Genomic DNA, 20738 nt, shown 5'->3' on the forward strand with positions numbered 1-20738 from the left:
TCTCCTATATTAGCTTCTCGATCCCCTTTCGATGAGATTAACAATTACTGGACAATGGCTTATTTTGATAATAACCTGCATTGATCTGATGATCAACAAAAATTATTACATGTTAGTAATCTAAATAAACGAGACAGGACTTAAGTGTAAGCGCTTTAATAAAAATAATTTCGTGATAAAAGTAACAATTTTGTCACCTTCATTATGTCGCCTACAGAAAACAAGTAGTTTCTTCGTGTTTACATCTGTTTTACCATGAAAAGAATGGCGTATTGATCACCATGTCTCTAAGTGAATAGAATGAAACGCACGCATGAGGATATAATCGTTCAAAGCAAAGATGCTGAAGCATCTTGCTTATGGACACATAAAAATTTGTTTACATAAAGGAGTATGTATATGAAGCCTCCGACCTCTGACTATATTAAAATTGCTCCAGGATTTTGGACGGGATTAAGCCAATTAGGTATTACAGCTCCCGATGTGGCTCGAAAAGCACAGCTTCCTTTTTCCATTATTTCCGAAACAACGGTCACCACCACCCAATATTTTTCCATTTGGGAAGCCTATTCCGACCTTATTGGCGATACTGCTGAAGCGATTATCAAACTCGCGACTGTCTTTGATACAGCAACCTATCCGCCAACCGTCTTAGCCACCTACCACTCTCGTGACTATCGCGATGCGCTAAACCGAATGGTTCGATACAAAAAACGGTGTCCCCCTGAAAGCCTACGTATAACCGAGGAGAATGATAGCTGTAAGATAGAATTGGAATGGTTGGATAAAGAACATACTGGTCCGCATATTCTCATTGGCATCACGCTTGCATTTCTCTTGGAGCTTGGACGCCGAGGAACAGGTCAACCTTTGACAGCTCAATTTGTCGAGTTTTCACATGGAATGGGAGATATGAGGACTCTTGAAAAATACTTCGGCTGCCGTATCCAGACAGGTGCAAAGTGCAACCGACTTACGCTGCATCGCAGCGACTTGGATCGTTCCTTTACAACGTATAACGAGGAATTGCTAGAAATCCTTACTCCAGCTCTAGATCAATCTTTACATGAACAGCAATACAGCCACTCTATTGCTGAGGTGGTCACATGGATCATCAAACGCAATCTGGCAGGAGGGAACTTTGACATTCAAGCTGTCGCCAAACAACTGAGTATGAGTGATCGAACTTTACAGCGCCGGCTTGCTGCCCAAGACACGAGCTTTAAACATCTCTTAGCACAAGTTAAGCATGAGCAAGCCCGGGTGTACTTACAAGACCCTACACTTGATATTAAAGATGTCGCGTTTTTAGTTGGCTATGAAGACCAAAACTCATTCTATCGTGCTTTTCACTTGTGGGAAGGGATCACTCCTTTAACATGGCGGAATAAATATGTAGGTAAAAACCCGATACGATAAGATGTTGAAAGAAAATGACTATGTTTATTAGTTGGCGTATGATGCAAGAACTTTGGCGCACCACGCTAGTTACCTTACCATCCTGACAAAGTAATATAACCCTATCCGAAAAAATGACGCAATACACTATGAACTTATTTTATTACCTTTTTCAAATGTATACATTCAATGTAAGGGAGACATGTACGATGGATATGGGATTGAGTAACAAGACTGCTTTAGTTACAGGATCAACACGAGGTATAGGTAAAGCAATTGCTATTGAACTTGCCAAAGAAGGCGCTAATGTTCTTATTAATGGACGAAATCATGAAGAGGTAGAACGAACTGTAAATGAAATCAAGTCCAATTTTCCAGCTACGTTCCCTCAAAATGCTGCAGCCGATATCGTTAGCATTCAACATAGAGAAGCTTTATTTTGTAAATTCCCGACTATTGATATTTTAGTTAACAGCATGGGGATTTATGAAGTTATGCAATATGAAGATATTAATGATGAAATATGGGAGCATTACTTCCGTACCAATGTTCTTGCTGCAAATGGGTTAGCTAAGTTTTATTTACCGAGCATGCTGAAACATGATTTTGGCCGCATTATCTTTATAGCAAGTGAAGAAGCTATTATGCCGTCAGGATTAATGCCACAATATTGTATGACAAAATCAATGCTGCTATCTTTGTCCAAAAGCTTATCTAAATTAACAATAGGAAAGGAAGTTACCGTTAACACGATTATGCCAGGCCCATCACTTTCTGAAAATGTGCAGCAAATCATCGAAGGCATGTACCCTAATGATGACCGAATTTTTTCCGAAAAAGAAAAAGAATTTATGACAACAAACCTGCCTCAATCTGAAATTCAACGATTTATTAAGCCAATCGAAATAGGTAAACTCGCAGCATTTTTGTGCAGCCCTTATGCATCAGCATTTAGAGGTTCTCCAATCCGAATGGACGGCGGAATGGTTCCTACTATTTTTTAACTCTATGTAAAATAAGATCGAAAAAAACGGCATCTATAAAACGGTGCAGCTTCTTGTTTCGCTGGAATCACTAGGATCGTTCATACGCAGCCATAACGATCATTTATTTTCTTTTTGCATAATAGGCCGAACGTTAATAAATGGTATAAAATATACTGCAAATAAGCAAAAAAAAGCGCATATACCGCATCGTGCAAAAAAAGGAACTACGCGCATTTTTAGAAGGTGCACAAATCGGAGGTATTTACTATGGCTACTATTGAAGATTTTACAAAGCTAGACATCCGCGTCGGTACCATTGTTCAAGCTGAATTTTTTCCCGAGGCTCGTACACCTGCCATCAAGCTAACTATCGACTTCGGCCAACTCGGCCTGAAGCAATCATCAGCCCAAATTACCCACCGCTATGAACCGGAACAACTGATTGGGAATCAAGTTGTCGCTATCGTGAACTTCCCCCCAAGGCGCATAGCTGGCTTTAAGTCGGAGGTTCTCGTCTTAGGCGGTGTTCCCGGTGACAGTGATGTAGTCTTGCTTAAACCTGACATCCCCCTCCCAAATGGCACCCCTGTCGCTTAGATGGCAGTTAGCTGCACATATGCATCGAAATACCGTTTGCCTTCAACCGTTTGTCCGGTGATGAAACATGCTGTTGTCAGGTCAGTGATGTTGAGGGCATTTTCATTTTCCTCATTCAATATTTGAGCTTGATAAATCTGAATTTCATCCCCTAATACTGCCTCTTGCAACTAACTAATGCGGAAGCGTACACGTCCCGTTTGGCAAACGAATACGAGCTTACGTTCTAAAACTTCCATATCATATCCGCCAATTTGCTATGTTTACTGCGAACTAAGCTCTCGTTTCTCTTCGCCCAATGTTCTACCGTTATAATTTCCTCGAAGTCATGAAGCATAAATACCACGACAAACAACCATATTGCATTATGCAGTTCTAGCTGCAGCATTTGCATTGCCTCCTGTCTATCCCTGTGATGTATATTTCATATGTAGAAATGAATATAAACATTTCCAGTATAACACAAATAAAAAGGCGAGATTCTATGAACGATAGAATACCCGCCTTATTGCTAGTTTTAAAAAAATTACGCCTTCGGATGAATCATCAACTCAGGTCGAACTACCTCGTCGAACTTCTCTTCCGTCAGCAAGTTAGAGCGCAATGCTGCCTCTTTAAGCGTTAGCCCCTCTTTATGTGCTAACTTAGCAACCGCAGCTGCATTTTCATACCCAATATGAGGATTCAATGCCGTTACGAGCATCAACGAACGATCAAGGTGACTTTTAATGACATCTACATTTGGCTCAATGCCTACCGCGCAGTTATCGTTGAATGATACGATAGCATCTGCCAACAATCTGCAAGATTGCAGGAAGTTATAAATAATGACCGGCTTAAATACGTTCAGTTCAAAGTTACCTTGACTCGCAGCAAATCCAATCGCAGCATCATTCCCCATCACCTGACAGACAACCATCGTCAACGCCTCGCTCTGCGTCGGGTTCACTTTGCCTGGCATAATGGAGCTGCCCGGTTCATTTTCAGGAATACGAATTTCGCCCAAGCCACTGCGAGGACCGCTGGAAAGCCATCTGACGTCGTTCGCAATTTTCATCAAGTCTGCTGCAAGCGCTTTAAAAGCACCATGCACATAAACCAGCTCATCATGACTCGTCAACGCATGGAACTTGTTGCTTGCAGAAGTGAACGCTTTTCCTGTCTGTTGGCTAATTTGATCTGCAACCATATCCCCAAAGCGTGGATGAGCGTTAATTCCTGTACCTACTGCTGTACCGCCAATCGCCAGCTCGCTTAAATAAGCTGCACTTTCGCTAATCATGCGTTCGCTCTTTTCCAACATTCGATGCCAGCCACTAATTTCCTGACCGAGCGTAATCGGTGTTGCATCCTGCAAATGGGTACGTCCTATTTTAATGATAGATTCAGATTGTTGGCTCTTTTGAAGAAGTGTTTCTTTTAATTTATGAATAGAAGGCAGCAGTTCCTCTTCCACAGCGACTAGCGCCGCCATATGCATAGCTGTTGGGAATGTATCATTGGAGCTTTGTGATTTGTTGACATCATCATTCGGGTGGACACGAAGTGTGCTTCCGCTCTCTTCTAGCAATTGATTCGCGCGATGTGCAATCACTTCGTTTACGTTCATATTACTTTGTGTACCGCTGCCCGTTTGCCACACGACGAGTGGAAAATGCTCATCCCAGTTGCCAGCAATGACTTCATCAGCCGCTGTAACGATAGCTTGAGCCTTCTGGCTGTCCAATTTGCCCAACTCTTCGTTTGCTAGAGCAGCACTCTTTTTCAAAATCGCAAACATACGAATTAACGGCTTAGGCATCTGTTCTGTACCAATGTTGAAATTTTCAAAGCTGCGCTGTGTTTGCGCACCCCAAAGCTTATCAACAGGTACCTTTATTTCGCCTAATGTGTCCTTTTCCAATCTGTACTCCATGTGATGCCCTCCTCATTTGGATATAAGCGTAATGGATTGCGTGAGATTGCAAATGATAATGATTTTCAATGATAGTTTTATTATGATCAAAATCATTCACCGTTGTCAACATCTCCATAATCTACCTTTACATCGGCATGATGCGAGTGTAGACTAGCGATTGGACAAAGGAAAATAATTCCGAAATAGGCAAGAAAACAAAGATACAATATGTTTCTATTTTTAATTAAGGGCGGTCTTACTGATGAAACGTTTAGTTGGAATCATTGTAATGGTATTGGTGATGTTAGGGATATTGTCAGGCTGTATGCAATCCGATTATAAAAACCTAGTTAATGTCGAATCTCTCATAAAATCAGGTCAATGGGAAGAAGGAGAAAAGCTCCTTGAAACAACCAGACAACCACACTCTTCTCTTTATAAAAACATAGAAGCTTCTATTACACACAAAAAAGAAGCGGACAAACACTATGTGGCTAAGCGCTATGCAGAAGCATTTATTCGATATGAAAAAATCCCGATCAAGGATGAACTCGTAGTAACAAGAAGCAAAAACCTTGCACAATATCGGGTTAATGATCTAAAACAGAAAATAATAAAAGCTCAGCAATCCGGCTTATGCCATGAGATTGAAGGTATGATTTCCAACATTAAAAAAATCTCTATATCCCATCCTTATGTGAAATACAGTCCTGACAAACTTGAACAACAGCTAAAAGATTGCTTCCTTAATTCCAAAGCTATGAGTTCAGTTGAGATTGGTGATTATAGTGAAGCCTTATCCTATTTTGAACAATCAGAAAACTATGCTACTCATGCTGTTGCCCTCTATATTCTTGCTATGCACAGTGAAGATATTGGATACAAATCAACAATGAAAAAGTTCCTGTATCGCATACCTGCTGATTATAACGGGCCGTATTATAAAGAAATTCTTGCTTACAAAAAGAAATACATACCGAAAAGCCAATGGAAGCAGCAGTATAGCAACTATTATAAGTTAGCATTAAGTGCGAATGAAAAGTCAGTCTTTACTAATGCCATTACGAACAAAAGTAACTATATCAATAAGCAGCAAGAGAACAAGCAAATCAGTAATAACAAAGGACGTAGCAACAGCGGCTACAAAGTAAGTAGTAGCACGAATGGCAATAAGGGAAGTCAATCCAAGAGCAGAACCAGTACGAATCGTACAAGCGGTAGCACTAGTAGTGGTTCCAAGGGAAGCAGCGGAAGTAAGAGCAATTCGGGGAACAGCTATAAAAGCAGCAGTAAGAGCAGTAGTACAAGTAGTCGTAGCGGCGGAAGCAGTTACAGTAGTGGCAGCAGTAGCAGCGGCGGATATAGTGGAGGTTACAGCAGTGGCGGCGGTTCGCGCGCAAAGCGTTAAGTGATATATGTAAGCACCCTTAGTACCCCCTATTAAAGTCCATAGGTATCTCATTGTGAGTATTCGAAAATTCAGTTTCGTGTCCGTGAAAGAAGAAGATGAGATAGGTATCTCGTCGTCTTCTTTTTTAATTACACCTAGATTAATTTCGTTTCACAATTGCAATAGCTAAGTGTCAAAAATTGTAGCAGGAGTCAATGGATTTGTTATAGTCACATGAACACTCGAACCCGCCCCGTATCGAAGATCGAAGATAATTACTGATTTCTCCTTTGCAGGCTGAATTACAGAGGTAACCGTGGTTGAGTCAATAAGCAACAGCTCTTTTAATAAGATCGATTATGCTAACGGTTGCCACAGAGGCTATATGGCTTATATTTATATATTTTCAAATCTAACGAATGTCAGAGAGCTTATTTGCCAGTTAGAGCCATATAATCAACCAAAATGGCTAAAATAAGCGCTCTGGCGACCGTTAGAATTCTAATATGGACGATTTAATGAAAATAACGTTAATGGCGTTCGTTAGAGAAAAATCGCATTCTACCCGAAGTCGCAATTCGTGTTCGAAATCCGTGAGCTGACCAAATCACCTTCGATCATCGAGAACTCATTTGGTGTAGATGTAGACTTATGCTACGATCGCACATTGCATGCTGCAAGGTGCATTATATATAATGATATTGTTTATCACTACTACTCTATATGTATCGATATACATTAAAAACAGCTACACGAAACGACGAAGGAGCTAATCCTATGATTGAAAATAGCAGCTCTCTTATATCCCAATCATCAGAGCATAAAAATACACAGCATTCTGCCGCATACAAGCGCATCCTCATCGTCACCGCTGTTGACGTTGAGCGAGACGCTGTCCTGCGCGGCCTCGATGGCGACAGCCGCTTCGAGGTGATCGCAGGTGGTGTCGGCCCCGCTTCCGCTGCGGCCAGCACCGCGACCAAGTTGGCACTCGGCAACTATGACCTAGTTGTCAGTGCAGGCATAGCCGGCGGCTTCGCTGGGCGCGCCACCGTCGGTACGCTCGTCGTCGCGAGCGAGATTATCGCTGCCGATCTCGGTGCAGAGACGGCTGAAGGCTTCCGCCGCGTGGACGAGCTCGGCTTCGGCTCCGCCTCTGTCGCTGTAGAGACAGAGTTGGCCAGCCGACTCACGGCGGCACTGCAAGCCGCAGCGCAGACGGTTGCACTTGCTCCTGTGCTTACGCTCTCAACCGTTACCGGCACAACCGAGACGGCCGCGGCATTGGCGCAGCGCATTCCAACCGCCGCTGCCGAAGCGATGGAAGGCTACGGTGTAGCCGTTGCTGCTCAGCAGTGCGGAATTCCCGTGCTGGAGCTGCGCGCGATCTCGAACCCGATCGGGCCTCGTGATCGGGACGCATGGCGGATCGGCGATGCATTAGCAGCGCTGCAAGCCGCTAGTTCCATTTTGAAGGAGGTACTACGATGAAAATAGTATATTCGCCATGTCCAAACGACACGTTCGTATTTCATGCTTGGGCACATGGATTAGTCCCTGATGCTCCTCAACTGGATGTAACCTATGCGGATATTAATATTACAAATGAATTGGCTACTCGCCCAAATGACCTTGATATTCTTAAAATTTCATACGCTGCACTACCATGGGTACTCGAAGAATATGCATTGCTGCCATGCGGCGGCGCCTTAGGAAGAGGATGCGGTCCACTCGTCCTTACGAATGGACAAGCTGCCGAAGGTAACAATCCTGCCCAGTTATCCGGCAAGCGTGTGGCCGTACCAAGTGAACGCTCTACGGCATACTTGCTGTTCCGACTGTGGGCAGCGAAGCATGTTCCAGACGGCGTTGGCGAAATCATCGTAATGCCATTCCATGAAATTATGCCTGCTGTGCGCGACGGCCATATCGATGCAGGGCTCGTTATCCATGAGGCACGCTTTACTTATCCGAACTACGGGCTATCCATGCTAGTCGATCTCGGAAACTGGTGGGAAGCAGATACGAATCTGCCCATCCCGCTTGGAGCAATTATCGCTCGTCGTTCACTCGACTTACATGCAATCTCCGAATGGATACGTGCCTCTGTTCAATACGCATGGGCACAGCCCGAAGCATCTCGCGATTATGTGATGCAGCATGCACAGGAACTTTCTCCTGAGGTCGCGCAAGCACATATCGATCTCTATGTGAATAGCTTTACTGCTGATCTAGGTGAGGATGGCTTTAACGCTGTAGAAGCCCTGCTCAGCAGAGCTGCTGCTGAAGGGCTCGTCCCTGAATTCGATACAGCCTTGCTACGGCTGTAACATAAACAAATACGAAGGACAGCTACTCCAACGAGATAGCTGTCCTTTTTCATAAACATCTATGTATAACAACAATATCTAATCTAAATGTGGATGTGCCTCAACATATTTTTTCAAACGATTCAACTCATTTTGCAGCATTATTCTAGATATCCAACTCGTCAATACAAAGAGTACTTTTGCCATTCCTGATGAAAACTCATACTCCTGTTGATGAGTTACTCTCACGACCTCGCCATGCTTATCAAAAGAATACGACATCAAAGCTGTAAAGTCATCCATGACAGCTCTGGCTGCAAGCCTATGGGGCAAATTGCATTCTACAACTCTGGCCTTTACTTCCAAAACTTGACCAAATTGCTTCTGCACGCAAATGTACGTTAAACCAGGATAGCATTGATTGCGATCTTCTTCTTTTTCATAAATAAAGCCGGTAACCAACTTGCTCCAACGCTTTACTTCCTCTTCATCATTCATTGCTCGAAAGATTCTATCTACTGAGGCATTCATTTCTGCTGATACCGTTATTTGCACGCAAAATATCTCCCATTCTACTCATGATGTTGTCCATTCCAATTGGACAATAAGAACAATCTATCTTTAAACAACACTACTACTCATAATTCGAAATAGATACAGGAAAACCTCTTACTATTTGAAAAAGTTTTCATCTTCGTATAGTAAGAGGTTGTACACAACAACGCTATTTGGTTAGAAATCTCGCTATCAATTCTCACCGCTATCAGCCTGTTCCACAGACTCCGACACTTCCGGCGGCTTAAGGCTGTTCTGATAGCGCCGTTCCGCGAATGCTTTTAATCGAGCCATTTCTTGCTTCAACTGCCTGCGCAATACCCATCTTGTAACAAGGGAAGATAACCGATCCCACAACGCAACAACTTCACGTGTATGGGTTAGCGTTACACGCATAACACCCGGATCATGCTGTTCCAACTGGAAATTCGTCCATACTTCCCAATCTTCACATGCTCCTTTTACCGTGACACGTCTATTCGGTTCGTACTCCATAATTTCAGATTGAATTTCTACAAATCTCCCTAGATACTCTTCCGCTCTTGTATAGGTAACGCCTCTTTTGATACAATCACGGTCTTCTTCCTCTTCAAACTTATACTCAACTACAAACTCGCTCCACTCCATGACATAGGAATCACGAATAAACGATTCAAACACCATTTCCTTCGGAGCAGCAATATCGATAGAAATTGAAATATTCATCTTCACACTCACCTGCTTGCCTTTTACATCTATACTGCTAACAGCGACGGAGAACCGACAACAACTGAGCATTTATACAATCCGTCAACTGTAGAGTAGCTTATATTCTAACATGTTCAAGCAGCAGGTTAAATGTGAGTCTATTTCCATTCAAGGCATGATACAGAGACAATTATTCCTTACACCTTTGCATTAGAACGTCTACTAAAGTAACGTCTAAAGCCTTCTCCTAATATATTGAACGTCAAAATAACATACATAATAGCTAGTGCTGGGAAGAACACAAAGCCAAATTTGTTGTGGTAAATATCTTTACGATGCGCTCCTAACAAGGACATCCAATCTGTACTCGTATTAATAAACTTCTTCGTATACACTTCAACTTCAACCCAGTCGTGCGTAAGAAAAATACTAAGTACGCCAAGCTGCCCAACTAACAGCATTACTTTTCCTACATCGATACAGAAGTTGATAATAAGTTCAGGCAGCAGCGCAGGCATATAGTAGCCTACGGCCAAACGTTTGTTACTTAATCCTAGGGAAGCACCTGCTTCCATGTAAGGTTCATACGATATTTGATGCGTTTGTTGTTGGATGACATACGCTACCCTGAACACTTCAATAAAAGCCAATATAGTAATAACTTTTAACAACCGATAATCCCCATATTGAATCAACGGATTACTCAATAGTAATGCTGCAAAGAAGAGAGCAGGCAAGTAGGAGAAGACTTGATTCATGCTCGTAACTACCGAATACGTGAACCCTTTCTGTTTGCGGGCAAGCAAACCTAGTGGTACGGCAATGAGGTATCGGACTAAAGTCACTGCCAACACAAACAAAACGGTTGATTTTGCGCCTACGATCAGCTTACTTAAATTGTCAACACCCGCTTTGTCTGAACCGAGCGGATTAATGGCAGATGGTTTATAGGGAGGCATCGTAAGTTTGGTGCGATCTGCATTCCAGCGATGCTTCTCTGGAGTTAATTCTTTATTCACAAACGGAAGATGTGGGCCTGCAAACATAACGAATAGAAGGAATGCGAGCATCGTTCCGCCGATCCATAATGGGATATTTCTCAACTCAACCACCCTTTCATCGCAATCCGCTTTTATATTTTGATAGGATGCTGACCAATTGAGCGATAACTAGTAAGACCATGAAACAGAAACAAATTCCGATAATAACTCCCGGTTCATAGTTGGCCCCCGCTCCAAAATAGAGATCATAGTCAATAGCGATAAACAAGCGATTCGCTGCACCTGGAAAATTGGAGAAATATTCGATAATCAATAAATTCGATAACATGTACACAAACAAAGCTGATAGATGGCTTAAAATCGTACTCATACAATTTTTCAACACATGTTTGTACATAACGCGAGTACGGGATAATCCCTTCGCTTGTGCGACTTTTATGTACAACAACCCTTCTTGTGCCGCAATAGAAGCGGAGGTAATCCGAGCGATATAGAAAGTAGGGTAAATGGATAGCAATAAACTAGGAAATACCCAAGCCTCCCAGCCTTCTTCAGCGAATATATGGATAAACGGAAAATAATTAAGGATAATCCACTGATATATCAAAATCAGTAAAAAGTCCGGTATAGATTGAAATAACCACGTCGTCATACCACCTAGCCATTTTGTTTTACGATCCGAACTTTGATAATCGAAGATCCCTTTCAAAATACCTAGCCCCATACTAAGGACGAAAGAGGTAACGATAACAGCCATACTATTCATTACCGTTCTTGCTACAGCAGCTTCAGCTGTCTCCCCTTCATAACGAGTAGGACCAAGCGTCTGTTCATAAAAAATTCCATGTAAAAACGTCTTCATATTATTCGCGTATTTCTCCCAACTAAAATGGTATTCAGCATGTATACCGTATCCCACCACACTAATATCCAAATCTCGTGGGAATAAGACGACTAAGATGAGCATGACCATTGCAAATAGGCTGAGCCCTAGTGTCTTGTAAATTTGTGAGCGCATATCCCTGACATCCCCCCATACTACTTCTATCTATATGATTACAGCCGTTTTTACGACCCATTATTTGGATCACAAAAATATTATATAGCTTTTTCGTCATATTCCAATAATCTCCTGCTCAGATTATAAAAATATATGTATCTAGTTGTACATTATGTATACAAGAGCTTTCATTGATTATTAGAATTGAACGGGCGTCGAAACATGCACACAGATACAAAAATAGACTCTCCCTTGCAAGTACGACATTCCACTTGCAAGACAGAGTCTATTTCTATTTTGTCTATCCGTTCCATTCACGAACCAACTGTTCTCCAATTGCACTACCAAGCATATAGTCTCGGTTCAACACTTCTATATCTTTTGTGAGACGCTCCGTCTTGAATTCAGCCGGAGGATTCACCTCAATCATACGAACATCCTTAGGTGGATTGCGCATAAAATCAATCGCTTCTTGATACTTATTGGCCCGATTATCCAGCGCCTCTACCAGCCGTGGATGTTGGCGTAACACCCATCGAGTTGGATAGTTGACTTTACTAGAACGCATCGTGAATGCATGTGGTCTAGAACGAATCACCATGATCGTTCTTGCTCCCCTTCGATACGCTTCCAGAACAGGAATCGAATCGGTGACCCCACCATCGACATAAGGAACTCCATCCACTTCAACAAACCCACGATAAAGAACGGGAATTGCGCTAGAAGCTTTCAACATCTGTTCCAAATTATTAGTGTTAGGCTCTAGGTAGACAGGCTTGCCCGTGTCTACCTCTGTCACCCCAATTAGAAATTGAGATGGGCCATTAAACAACAGCTCCCGCTGTACAGGAAGCTCTCGTGTTGTTGTATCCCACAACCAGTCCAAATCCATCAAATGTCCACCACGAATGAATTTTTTCCAATTTATAAAGTCAGGTCTTACGGAATAATCCGTAATGACTTTATAGTTGCGCTTATACATTTGACCAAGGTAAACAGCTGTATTGTTAGCACCAGCCGACACACCAATACATATATCGAAGGGATTGAAGGAATGCTGAATGAACGCATCCAACACTCCTGTGGAAAATATCCCTCTCATCCCTCCGCCTTCAACAACTAAAGCTGTCTTGCCTAACTTCGGAACCGTAACGGAATGCTCACTCATCTTCTCACCTGCCGTTTTGTTAATGTCTAGCGTGAACCTATATATATTATTACACATCAATTGCAGAGTGATGTAAACCCAACAAATGATCTAGACATTATCCAATGGTCCTATAAAAGAGAATAATCGCTCCTGTGATACGTCACCGAACTAGACAATACATCAGAAGCAAGTGCAACTTTCTATTGTTGAACATACAGATTCAGTTCCGTAATTTATTTACTTCTATATTTACGTAATGCTTCTTCTAAATATTTAGCTGTTTGTGAATGATCAACCTCTGCTACCTGCTCAGGAGTACCTGCCGCCATCAATTGCCCACCTGCTGCGCCACCTTCAGGTCCAAGATCGACGACCCAATCTGACTCTCGTACAAGTTCCATATTATGCTCAACGAGAATAACCGTATTGTCGGCATCGACCAGTTTCTGCAGCAAAATAAGAAGACGTTCCGCATCCTTCGGATGGAGCCCTGTAGAAGGCTCATCCAGCAAATACAACGTATGCTTCTTCGTTTTCTTACTTAGTTCCTTCGCCAGCTTCAAGCGCTGCCCTTCTCCACCAGAAAGCGTTCGAACGGATTGACCCCAATGTAAATAGCCCAACCCCACTTCGCACAACAGCTCGATCATACTCGCAACTTTTTTCTCCGAAGCGAAAATGTCCAAGCTGTCTTCGATAGACATGTCCAGCAGATCGGAAATGGAATGTTCTTTATACGTCACCGCTAATACTTCCTCTTTAAAACGGCGGCCCTTACACGTCGTACAGGTAACCTCCATATCGGGCAAGAAGTTCATATCCAGCGTCACTACGCCTAGTCCTTGGCAATTTTCACAACGCCCACCTGCTGTATTGAAAGAGAAATGCTTAGACGTTAGCTTCTGCTTCTTCGCTTCAGGCAAGCCAGCAAATAGATTGCGAAGCTGCGTAAATACATCCGTATAGGTCGCCACATTCGAACGCTGCATCCGACCAATCGGAGATTGATCCGCCAAAATAAGCTCACCAATATGCTCCAATCCTTCAATACGGTCGCAGCCTGGACGCTTCGCATGCTCAATACCGCCTTCCGCAAGCAGATCGAACATCAATGTTGATTTCCCTGAGCCAGAAACTCCTGTTACAGAGGACAGCACCCCAAGTGGGAACGAAACATCGATATGACGCAAATTACGCAAATGCGCATTATGGATCGTTAGCGTACGACCATTACCTTTTCTACGTTTACGTGGAGGAGAAGGAAGCTCCTCTTCTCTCAAATAAGCGCCTGTAACCGATGCAGAGATCGCTTTTAGCTGCTCCAACGTCCCTTCGCCCACTACTTCACCACCACGGCTTCCCGCTCCTGGCCCCATATCAATAACATGATCCGCGGCACGCATCATTTCCGGATCATGCTCGATGACTAGCACCGTATTTCCCATATCACGCAGCTGCAGCAATACTGAAATAAGACCTTCCGTATCTTTCGGGTGAAGCCCTCTAGATGGTTCGTCCAATACGTACAGCACTCCCGTTAGTCCGGAACCTAGCAAAGTGGCAAGGCGAAGCCGCTGTGCTTCTCCTCCTGACAGCGTAATCGTCTGACGATCCAAGGAAAGGTAACTAAGGCCAACATCAACAATCCGCTTAAGGCGATTCGGCAAATCTTCCATTATCGGTTGAAGCAAGACTTGCTCCTGCTCTGTAAGCTGACTGGATAAATCACTAATCCATTGATACACATCTTGCAGCGACCAACTGGATATGTCCGAAATGGACGCTCCATATACTTGTACGGATCGACTGTCTGCATGTAACTTTTTACCGTGACAAGACCGACACGTTTGCTGTGTGAAAAATACGCCAGAGTGCCCGTAGGAAGCCCCTGCTGCATCACCGTCTTTCTCTTTGTATCGGCGCCACATGCCTGTAATAATACCTTCAAACTTGCCCTTTGATACCGTCTTCGGCGGCTGAATGGTTGGATAATGACGAGAGAACTCTTCACTCTCGGCCCCGTAGTACAGCAAGTCCTTCGCTGCTTCTGTATAGGTTCGAAGCGGAACGTCCAGATCGAACTCAAATCCATAATGCTTGCCAGCTGCCACTAATACATGACCATAGTATTCGATCAATCCTTCATTAAGGAAGACAACTCCGCCTTCACGCAAGCTTTTATCCAAATCAAACACCGCATCTATGTTCAAACTAGCTACTTCGCCTAAACCTGAGCATTCTCCACAAGCACCTTCAGGTGTATTAAAAGAAAAATGTCGCATGGTGAGCTTTGGAAGGGATGCGCTGCAAGAAGGACAAACAATCTTCCCTTCACGCTCTTCTTCTTCATTCATACTACTATCTGCTGCTGCATCTGTTGCCTGTTCGACCATTTCACCGCAGGATGGACACGGACGCTTACCTGCTCTTGCATAAACAAACCGTAGAAATTGATGGATATCCGTGACGGTTCCAACCGTTGAACGTGGATTTCGATTCGTTACATGCTGCCCTACGCTTATGGAAGGAGAAAGACCCGTAATGGAATCCACTTTCGGCTTCGTGAAGGAATCTGTAATCATCCCCATTGACTCCATGTACTGTCGCTGACACTCTTTCTGCAACGTTTCCATCGCAAGCGTAGATTTACCGGACCCTGATGGACCCGTTAATACGACAAACTTATGCTTCGGAATCTCCAACGTAACGTTCTTCAGATTGTGCTCTCTAGCACCTTTAATCTTAATCGTCTCGAACAATGATACCCCTCCTTGATTACGGTTGCGGAAGTCCAGCGTGTGAAATGTGCGTAGAGAAATTCTCGCGGATAAACCAGCGGTCATTCCTAATGCGGATAAATTCGCAACTTAATTAAAATAGATCCTTATCATACTACATTCATGCAAATGATAAGGTTGAGGTTATATCACCCTTTATTTACGAGTTTATACTAAATAAACATTGCACATGGTCTTTAAAGTTTATTTACAGCTCACCTTTCCACTCACGCTTGAATTGCGCCAAATAACTTTCCATATATCGATGCCGCTCTACCCCTATTCGCTTCGCCCCAGCGGTGTTCAGCTTGTCCTTTAGATTGAGCAATTTCTCATAGAAATGATTAATTGCCGTGCTCTTACCATTCCGATACTCCTCCATCGTCATCGTTTCTCGAGGCGGAAGCACCGGATCATGGATCGGATCTCCCTTCCAACCTGCATAGAGAAAGACTCTCGCAATGGCGATTGCTCCTATAATACAAAAAGAGCTGACTCCGTCAACTACGAAGCAGCCCCATAAAGAAATTTTCTAATGATGCGTATAACCAAAATCATGACTAATCGTTGTGGTTTTTCCGTTCTTAATCTCAACTTTTCCAATCTTATAATTAAATATTTCTAAAAATGTCACTATATCTTTAATCTGCTCCTCAGTTAATAATTGTTGAATTAAATCTGAATCTGCTTTAGGCAGTTTATTATCAAACTCACTTTTCGTTTTATTTGAGTTTATAATATAAGTATATTGTCCTACAGGAATATCATTGATTATATAGTTACCATATCCATCAGCCTTTGCTTCATATACTCCATTGCCTTGTACCAATTCACCTGTTGAACTTCCTGCCAACAAAGGAACATTATATTTTTCTTTAGGATTTGGCTTTAAGAGTACAATTTTAGCTCCGACATCAGGCTTGGTACCAATAACTTCGTTATACTGCCATGTTATAACTCCGCTAATTGTCCCTGTCTCGTCAGTTTCATAATCATTCGAGTTACTTTCTTCACGCTGTTGCTCAATTTCTTCTTCTATTTCTTGAGTTTCATTCTTTTTTTCTTTTACAGTGTTTGCGGATGGATCAGCTGTTGACTTATTCGACTCCTTTTTTGAGTCCGATTGCGCAGATGTGGCCTCTACTTTTGCTGATGAAGCGTCATTAATTTGTTTCATAATTACGGTAACGACAAGAACATTTAGGACGACTAGTGTTGCGATTACCATACCAAATACTGCTTTCCTCATTCTGACAAGCTCCCCCTATAGTAGAAAATACCTATATAAACAATAAATGAATATATACATATATTATCATTTATTTGTATATAGTCCTATATCGGTGCCAATGATCGGAAATTGAATGGCATTTTCTGTGTCATGTAAAAAAAGCCTGTACATGCGAATCACGCATATACAGACTTTAGTTATAGTCCTGTAGGTACCTATATAATCTTTGATTGAATAACAAATCGGGCCATTATTAAACAACGCCAACTATTTTTAAATGCTAACTATCCAGCGCTTTCAATCAACGATCTTACTCGTTCTGGCAGTTCAGCCATCTCTTCTTTAGATAGACCTTCAACTTGCACAGGAGGTAGAATCGTTAGCTCAACTTCTGCTGGAGAAATCCAGAATCCGTTAGCCTCCATGAGCTTATAAGAACCTGAAATACGAATCGGTACAATAGGAGCGCCCGTCTTCGTTGCGATACGGAATGCGCCATTTTTGAATTCGCCAATTTGGTCACTTTTGCTGCGTGTTCCTTCAGGGAACACAACTACAGAGTGACCGTTAGCGACAAGCTCAGTCGCTTCCTTCAAACTGTTCATTGCCTGACGCATATTGTTGCGGTCAACAAATATACAGCGGAACAGCTTCATCCAATCACGGATAAGCGGCAGCTTGCCGATTTCTTGCTTGGCAAACATCGATTTCGGGTTGCCAAGGTAGCCTAATAAAATCGGTACATCGAAGTTCCCCTGATGGTTAGAAACATACACTGCTGGTTCAGCAGGCAAGTTTTCCTCGCCACGCACCGTCACTTTTGCTCCTGCTACTCGCAGTAAAGAACGCGCCCATTTTACAACATGCTTAGCTACATGGGCATCAAGTTCTGCCGTTCGACCTTCTCGCTGCAGCCTCTTCGCTTTGTTAAGGTGAGGAAGCAAACCTATTAAATAAACCCAGAAATAGATGAACCATACTATGGTGCGGATAATCTTCATGAAGTCCGTCCTTTCAAATGATGTACTCCGAGTATATCACGGTTTTGATCTTTATGATTTAATGAAATAATTTACTTCCTTTTGCATACAAGCGGATACATCTCTTTCCATGAATTGATTTGTGTGCGTTGCAACGATATGATGGATAGGTCAAATCATAGTAATGGGAACGTCATGCATGAACATGCAGAAAGTTCGAGTCACTCAGGATAAATAAAGGAGCGATATCATGGAGTATTCAGCAGAACAAGTTGCTGAGTGGATGTTGAAAGAACTTCAATTTTCAGGCATGCTGCGCCAAGACCAAGCAGTAGCATACATTCGAGAGCATTTTGGCGAGTCTTTTATATATGCACATGAGAATGGCAATGTATCGATTGAAAAAGAAGTAAAGAAAGCATTTAAAAAATTGCACCGCGGCAGAGCCGCATGGGATCGTGATGGATTCTTCTGGGGTTGGACGTAAATCGGGATTCCTCGAACATACCCTAGGAAATACAAAAGCGCTGTTGATTATTGGCATGAAGCCAGTCAACAGCGCTTTGTCATTTTATTGTTTATTACTGCTTAAGCCAAACTTCCTGACCTTCTTTTAACAAATACCGATGAGCTGTAGAAGCCTCCATTATTTCGTCATATGCCCAATACGTAGGTTGGACATCTTTCCACTTTGGCATTGCATCAATAGATGCTGGTGTACGTCCAAGTATTTTATTGATTAGCACAACAACCTGTGCTCGTGTCAGGGATTGCTGTGGACGATACGTTCCATCTGGGAAGCCTTTCAATAGGTTAGTTTCTGAAGCTGTTTGAATATATGCCTCAGCCCAATGGCCTTTCACATCTGTAAAGTCCGATGACTGCGCTTCGCTGGTCTTCAACTGCTTCAGCTTGCTCGCAATAATAGCAATTTCAGCACGCGTCACTGTTTGATCAGGCTGGAACCGCCCGTGCTTATCCCCTATCATAAGCTTGCTTTGTGCCACTGCAGCAATATGTTTATTCGCCCAATGCGATGCCTCCACATCGGTGAAAGCAATCGTTTGCTTTTTAGACTGTTCCGCTTGAAGGAAAAGACGAGCTAGTATGGAAGCGAGTTCAGCCCTCGTAATTCCTTGATTCGGACGGAATGTACCATCTTTATAACCACGTATATACGGAGCATGTTCCTTCGTCTCATTGACCATACGAATATCTAGTTTCAGAGCCGTATGCTTAACATGAATAGCTGTTGCAGATTGTTCCTTGCGGCTGTCGTACGTTTTAAATCCTTCTTTTTCAGCGATGACATAATAGTCCCCTTCAGGGAAGAGCAGCCAGCCGAATCGACCTTCTGTATCACTGTACTGGACATTTTCGTTAACTGATAGTTTCTTCGCTTCGATTCTTGGCAGCACCACTTGAGTACCAGAAACTCTGCCTTTCTGTTTGTTAAGCTCTGTATCAGCCCAATATACACTCACCTTAGCTCCAGAAATAGGCTGCTTCGTTGCTGCATCTCTTATAACGCTAAATGGATCGATGGCTGTTACTCTCATGACTGCCTTATCTGAAGAATGAACAACTAGTTCACCTTCTGTGCCTGCAAGTCGTTGCCCATTTATTGCTGTTACAAATAAATGTACGCGATACGTGCCTTTTGATAACGGCTTAAATGTAAAAGTACCATCAGACGCGATCATAATATTTTGCTGCAATTGTTTATTGCTAGTTGAATCGTAAATATCCGCAGATAATAGTAAATTAGCATCAATTAAATGTCCGACAGGAACTTGATGTATCGATCCATTTGCATCAATGACTTGAATACTGCCTTTACTGTCTTTTGGCGTGTAATCACCTGACCCATTGGATCCACCGTTCGATGCTGGAGCTTCACGAGTAAGGGTTACTGAGTATAGCTTTGATGATCCATCTTGTGCGGTAACGAGTATCGCTATCGGGTTCGCTCCGACTTTTAGTGTAGCTTTTACTGCAGTTCCATTCGCTGCTGCTGTTCCATTTATCATAATGGTTGAAGAGGCATCTGCTGCAATTGCACTGATGTTTACTTCATACACCGCATTCGTAACGGTTGCCGTGTAGTTCGTATTCCCCGATGAGAATGTCGGACTCAACGTGCCTGCACTCAGCGTCAAACTGCTTAAGTCCGCATTGCTTGACTGCGGTGGAGTTGAACGTGTAACAATTACTGTGTATGTTTTCGTCGTACCATTCTGCGCGGTAACAAGTATGCTAATCGCGTTGGCTCCGATGTTGAGCGGGACTTTTACAGTAGTTCCATTTGCTGCTGCCGTCCCGTTAATTGTAAGTGTTGCCGCAGCATCCGATGCTATCGCGCTAACGTCTACATCATATACGGCATTGGTTACGCTTGCCGTGTAGCTCGCCGTACCAGATGCAAACGCCGGGCTTAATGTGCCCGCACTGAGCGTCAAGTTGCTCAAGTTCGCATTGCTCGACTGCGGCGGTGTTGCACGTGTCACTGTCACCGTATACGTCTTCGGCGTTCCATCTTCCGCCGTTACGACTACCGTTATCGGGTTCGGTCCCACATTTAACGGCACTCGCGACGCGCTGCCACTTGCTACAGCAACACCGTTCACTGTTACGCTCGCTTTGCTATCCGCTACTGTTGGCGTTACATCCAACTCTGTTACACCACTTGCCACGTTCGCCGTGTAGCTCGTTGTTCCAGACGCAAATGCTGGACTCAACGTTCCCGCGCTTAGCGTCAAACTGCCCAAATCCGCGTTGCT

19 protein-coding genes are annotated in these 20738 nt (G+C 43.1%); 7 read left to right on the forward strand and 12 right to left on the reverse strand.

Annotation, left to right across the window (positions count from 1 at the left end):
- Positions 1-399: 399 nt before the first annotated feature.
- From H580_RS0111475 to csaA, 3 genes are all read left to right on the forward strand, one after another.
- Positions 400-1419: an AraC family transcriptional regulator gene (locus H580_RS0111475; RefSeq protein ID WP_028594909.1), complete on the forward strand. Its 1020-nt coding sequence runs from the start codon at positions 400-402 to the stop codon at positions 1417-1419.
- 188 nt (positions 1420-1607) lie between these two features.
- On the forward strand, positions 1608-2402 hold the full coding sequence (locus H580_RS0111480; RefSeq protein ID WP_028594910.1) for an SDR family NAD(P)-dependent oxidoreductase: 795 nt from the start codon (positions 1608-1610) through the stop codon (positions 2400-2402).
- Positions 2403-2651: 249 nt separating this feature from the next.
- A complete protein-coding gene (csaA, locus tag H580_RS0111485) occupies positions 2652-2981 on the forward strand; it encodes a chaperone CsaA (RefSeq protein ID WP_028594911.1) in 330 nt (109 codons plus the stop codon).
- A gap of 226 nt (positions 2982-3207) precedes the next feature.
- On the opposite strand, the gene H580_RS25875 is transcribed toward csaA, so the two are convergent.
- Both H580_RS25875 and fumC read right to left on the reverse strand, forming a co-directional pair.
- The gene (locus H580_RS25875; RefSeq protein ID WP_084509174.1) at positions 3208-3369 is read right to left on the reverse strand and encodes an HXXEE domain-containing protein; all 162 of its coding nucleotides are present in this window, start codon (positions 3367-3369) and stop codon (positions 3208-3210) included.
- Positions 3370-3507: 138 nt separating this feature from the next.
- On the reverse strand, positions 3508-4896 hold the full coding sequence (gene fumC, locus H580_RS0111495; RefSeq protein WP_028594912.1) for a class II fumarate hydratase: 1389 nt from the start codon (positions 4894-4896) through the stop codon (positions 3508-3510).
- 244 nt (positions 4897-5140) lie between these two features.
- On the opposite strand from fumC, the gene H580_RS25490 reads away from it, so the two are divergent.
- The 3 genes from H580_RS25490 (at position 5141) to H580_RS0111510 (ending at position 8598) form a co-directional block, all read left to right on the forward strand.
- The gene (locus H580_RS25490; protein WP_051217418.1) at positions 5141-6286 is read left to right on the forward strand and encodes a hypothetical protein; all 1146 of its coding nucleotides are present in this window, start codon (positions 5141-5143) and stop codon (positions 6284-6286) included.
- A gap of 759 nt (positions 6287-7045) precedes the next feature.
- Positions 7046-7759: a futalosine hydrolase gene (locus H580_RS0111505; protein WP_051217419.1), complete on the forward strand. Its 714-nt coding sequence runs from the start codon at positions 7046-7048 to the stop codon at positions 7757-7759.
- The gene (locus tag H580_RS0111510; RefSeq protein WP_028594914.1) at positions 7756-8598 is read left to right on the forward strand and encodes a 1,4-dihydroxy-6-naphtoate synthase; all 843 of its coding nucleotides are present in this window, start codon (positions 7756-7758) and stop codon (positions 8596-8598) included. The genes H580_RS0111505 and H580_RS0111510 overlap by 4 nt, the downstream gene beginning before the upstream one ends.
- Before the next feature lie 78 nt (positions 8599-8676).
- On the opposite strand, the gene H580_RS0111515 is transcribed toward H580_RS0111510, so the two are convergent.
- The 9 genes from H580_RS0111515 to H580_RS0111555 form a co-directional block, all read right to left on the reverse strand.
- On the reverse strand, positions 8677-9132 hold the full coding sequence (locus H580_RS0111515) for an SRPBCC family protein (protein WP_028594915.1): 456 nt from the start codon (positions 9130-9132) through the stop codon (positions 8677-8679).
- Between the two features lie 192 nt (positions 9133-9324).
- Positions 9325-9837, reverse strand: a complete 513-nt coding sequence (locus H580_RS0111520; protein ID WP_028594916.1) for an SRPBCC family protein — start codon at positions 9835-9837, stop codon at positions 9325-9327.
- A 179-nt stretch (positions 9838-10016) separates the two neighbouring features.
- On the reverse strand, positions 10017-10922 hold the full coding sequence (locus H580_RS0111525; protein ID WP_028594917.1) for an ABC transporter permease: 906 nt from the start codon (positions 10920-10922) through the stop codon (positions 10017-10019).
- Positions 10923-10935: 13 nt separating this feature from the next.
- Positions 10936-11838 carry an ABC transporter permease subunit gene (locus H580_RS0111530; RefSeq protein WP_036605111.1) on the reverse strand — a complete coding sequence of 301 codons (903 nt, stop codon included), beginning with the start codon at positions 11836-11838 and terminating at the stop codon, positions 10936-10938.
- A 283-nt stretch (positions 11839-12121) separates the two neighbouring features.
- A complete protein-coding gene (locus H580_RS0111535; protein WP_028594919.1) occupies positions 12122-12988 on the reverse strand; it encodes a patatin-like phospholipase family protein in 867 nt (288 codons plus the stop codon).
- A gap of 215 nt (positions 12989-13203) precedes the next feature.
- Positions 13204-15729: an excinuclease ABC subunit UvrA gene (uvrA, locus tag H580_RS0111540; protein ID WP_028594920.1), complete on the reverse strand. Its 2526-nt coding sequence runs from the start codon at positions 15727-15729 to the stop codon at positions 13204-13206.
- Positions 15730-15955: 226 nt separating this feature from the next.
- Complete coding sequence (locus H580_RS26910) at positions 15956-16129, reverse strand: HD domain-containing protein (protein ID WP_211224403.1); 174 nt, start codon at positions 16127-16129, stop codon at positions 15956-15958.
- 150 nt (positions 16130-16279) lie between these two features.
- Positions 16280-16996, reverse strand: coding sequence for a hypothetical protein (locus tag H580_RS0111550; RefSeq protein ID WP_028594922.1), 717 nt, complete (start codon positions 16994-16996; stop codon positions 16280-16282).
- Between the two features lie 266 nt (positions 16997-17262).
- A complete protein-coding gene (locus H580_RS0111555; RefSeq protein WP_084509180.1) occupies positions 17263-17979 on the reverse strand; it encodes a lysophospholipid acyltransferase family protein in 717 nt (238 codons plus the stop codon).
- Positions 17980-18208: 229 nt separating this feature from the next.
- On the opposite strand from H580_RS0111555, the gene H580_RS0111560 reads away from it, so the two are divergent.
- On the forward strand, positions 18209-18445 hold the full coding sequence (locus tag H580_RS0111560; RefSeq protein ID WP_028594924.1) for a DUF6953 family protein: 237 nt from the start codon (positions 18209-18211) through the stop codon (positions 18443-18445).
- 94 nt (positions 18446-18539) lie between these two features.
- On the opposite strand, the gene H580_RS0111565 is transcribed toward H580_RS0111560, so the two are convergent.
- The coding region (locus tag H580_RS0111565; protein WP_028594925.1) for a cadherin-like beta sandwich domain-containing protein at positions 18540-20738 on the reverse strand (2199 nt) is incomplete at its 5' end.

Origin of the sequence: Paenibacillus assamensis DSM 18201 (assembly GCF_000422445.1) — a bacterium.
Classification (GTDB): domain Bacteria; phylum Bacillota; class Bacilli; order Paenibacillales; family Paenibacillaceae; genus Paenibacillus_B; species Paenibacillus_B assamensis.

Coding starts and splice junctions, on each gene's coding strand:
- H580_RS0111560 (WP_028594924.1), top strand. CDS start 18,209: ATGGAGTATTCAGCAGAACAAGTTGCTGAGTGGATGTTGAAAGAACTT.
- H580_RS0111505 (WP_051217419.1), top strand. CDS start 7,046: ATGATTGAAAATAGCAGCTCTCTTATATCCCAATCATCAGAGCATAAA.
- H580_RS0111555 (WP_084509180.1), bottom strand. CDS start 17,979: ATGAAGATTATCCGCACCATAGTATGGTTCATCTATTTCTGGGTTTAT.
- fumC (WP_028594912.1), bottom strand. CDS start 4,896: ATGGAGTACAGATTGGAAAAGGACACATTAGGCGAAATAAAGGTACCT.
- csaA (WP_028594911.1), top strand. CDS start 2,652: ATGGCTACTATTGAAGATTTTACAAAGCTAGACATCCGCGTCGGTACC.
- H580_RS25875 (WP_084509174.1), bottom strand. CDS start 3,369: ATGCTGCAGCTAGAACTGCATAATGCAATATGGTTGTTTGTCGTGGTA.
- H580_RS0111510 (WP_028594914.1), top strand. CDS start 7,756: ATGAAAATAGTATATTCGCCATGTCCAAACGACACGTTCGTATTTCAT.
- H580_RS0111550 (WP_028594922.1), bottom strand. CDS start 16,996: ATGAGGAAAGCAGTATTTGGTATGGTAATCGCAACACTAGTCGTCCTA.
- H580_RS26910 (WP_211224403.1), bottom strand. CDS start 16,129: ATGGAGGAGTATCGGAATGGTAAGAGCACGGCAATTAATCATTTCTAT.
- H580_RS0111535 (WP_028594919.1), bottom strand. CDS start 12,988: ATGAGTGAGCATTCCGTTACGGTTCCGAAGTTAGGCAAGACAGCTTTA.
- H580_RS0111520 (WP_028594916.1), bottom strand. CDS start 9,837: ATGAATATTTCAATTTCTATCGATATTGCTGCTCCGAAGGAAATGGTG.
- H580_RS0111480 (WP_028594910.1), top strand. CDS start 1,608: ATGGATATGGGATTGAGTAACAAGACTGCTTTAGTTACAGGATCAACA.
- H580_RS25490 (WP_051217418.1), top strand. CDS start 5,141: ATGAAACGTTTAGTTGGAATCATTGTAATGGTATTGGTGATGTTAGGG.
- H580_RS0111475 (WP_028594909.1), top strand. CDS start 400: ATGAAGCCTCCGACCTCTGACTATATTAAAATTGCTCCAGGATTTTGG.
- H580_RS0111530 (WP_036605111.1), bottom strand. CDS start 11,838: ATGCGCTCACAAATTTACAAGACACTAGGGCTCAGCCTATTTGCAATG.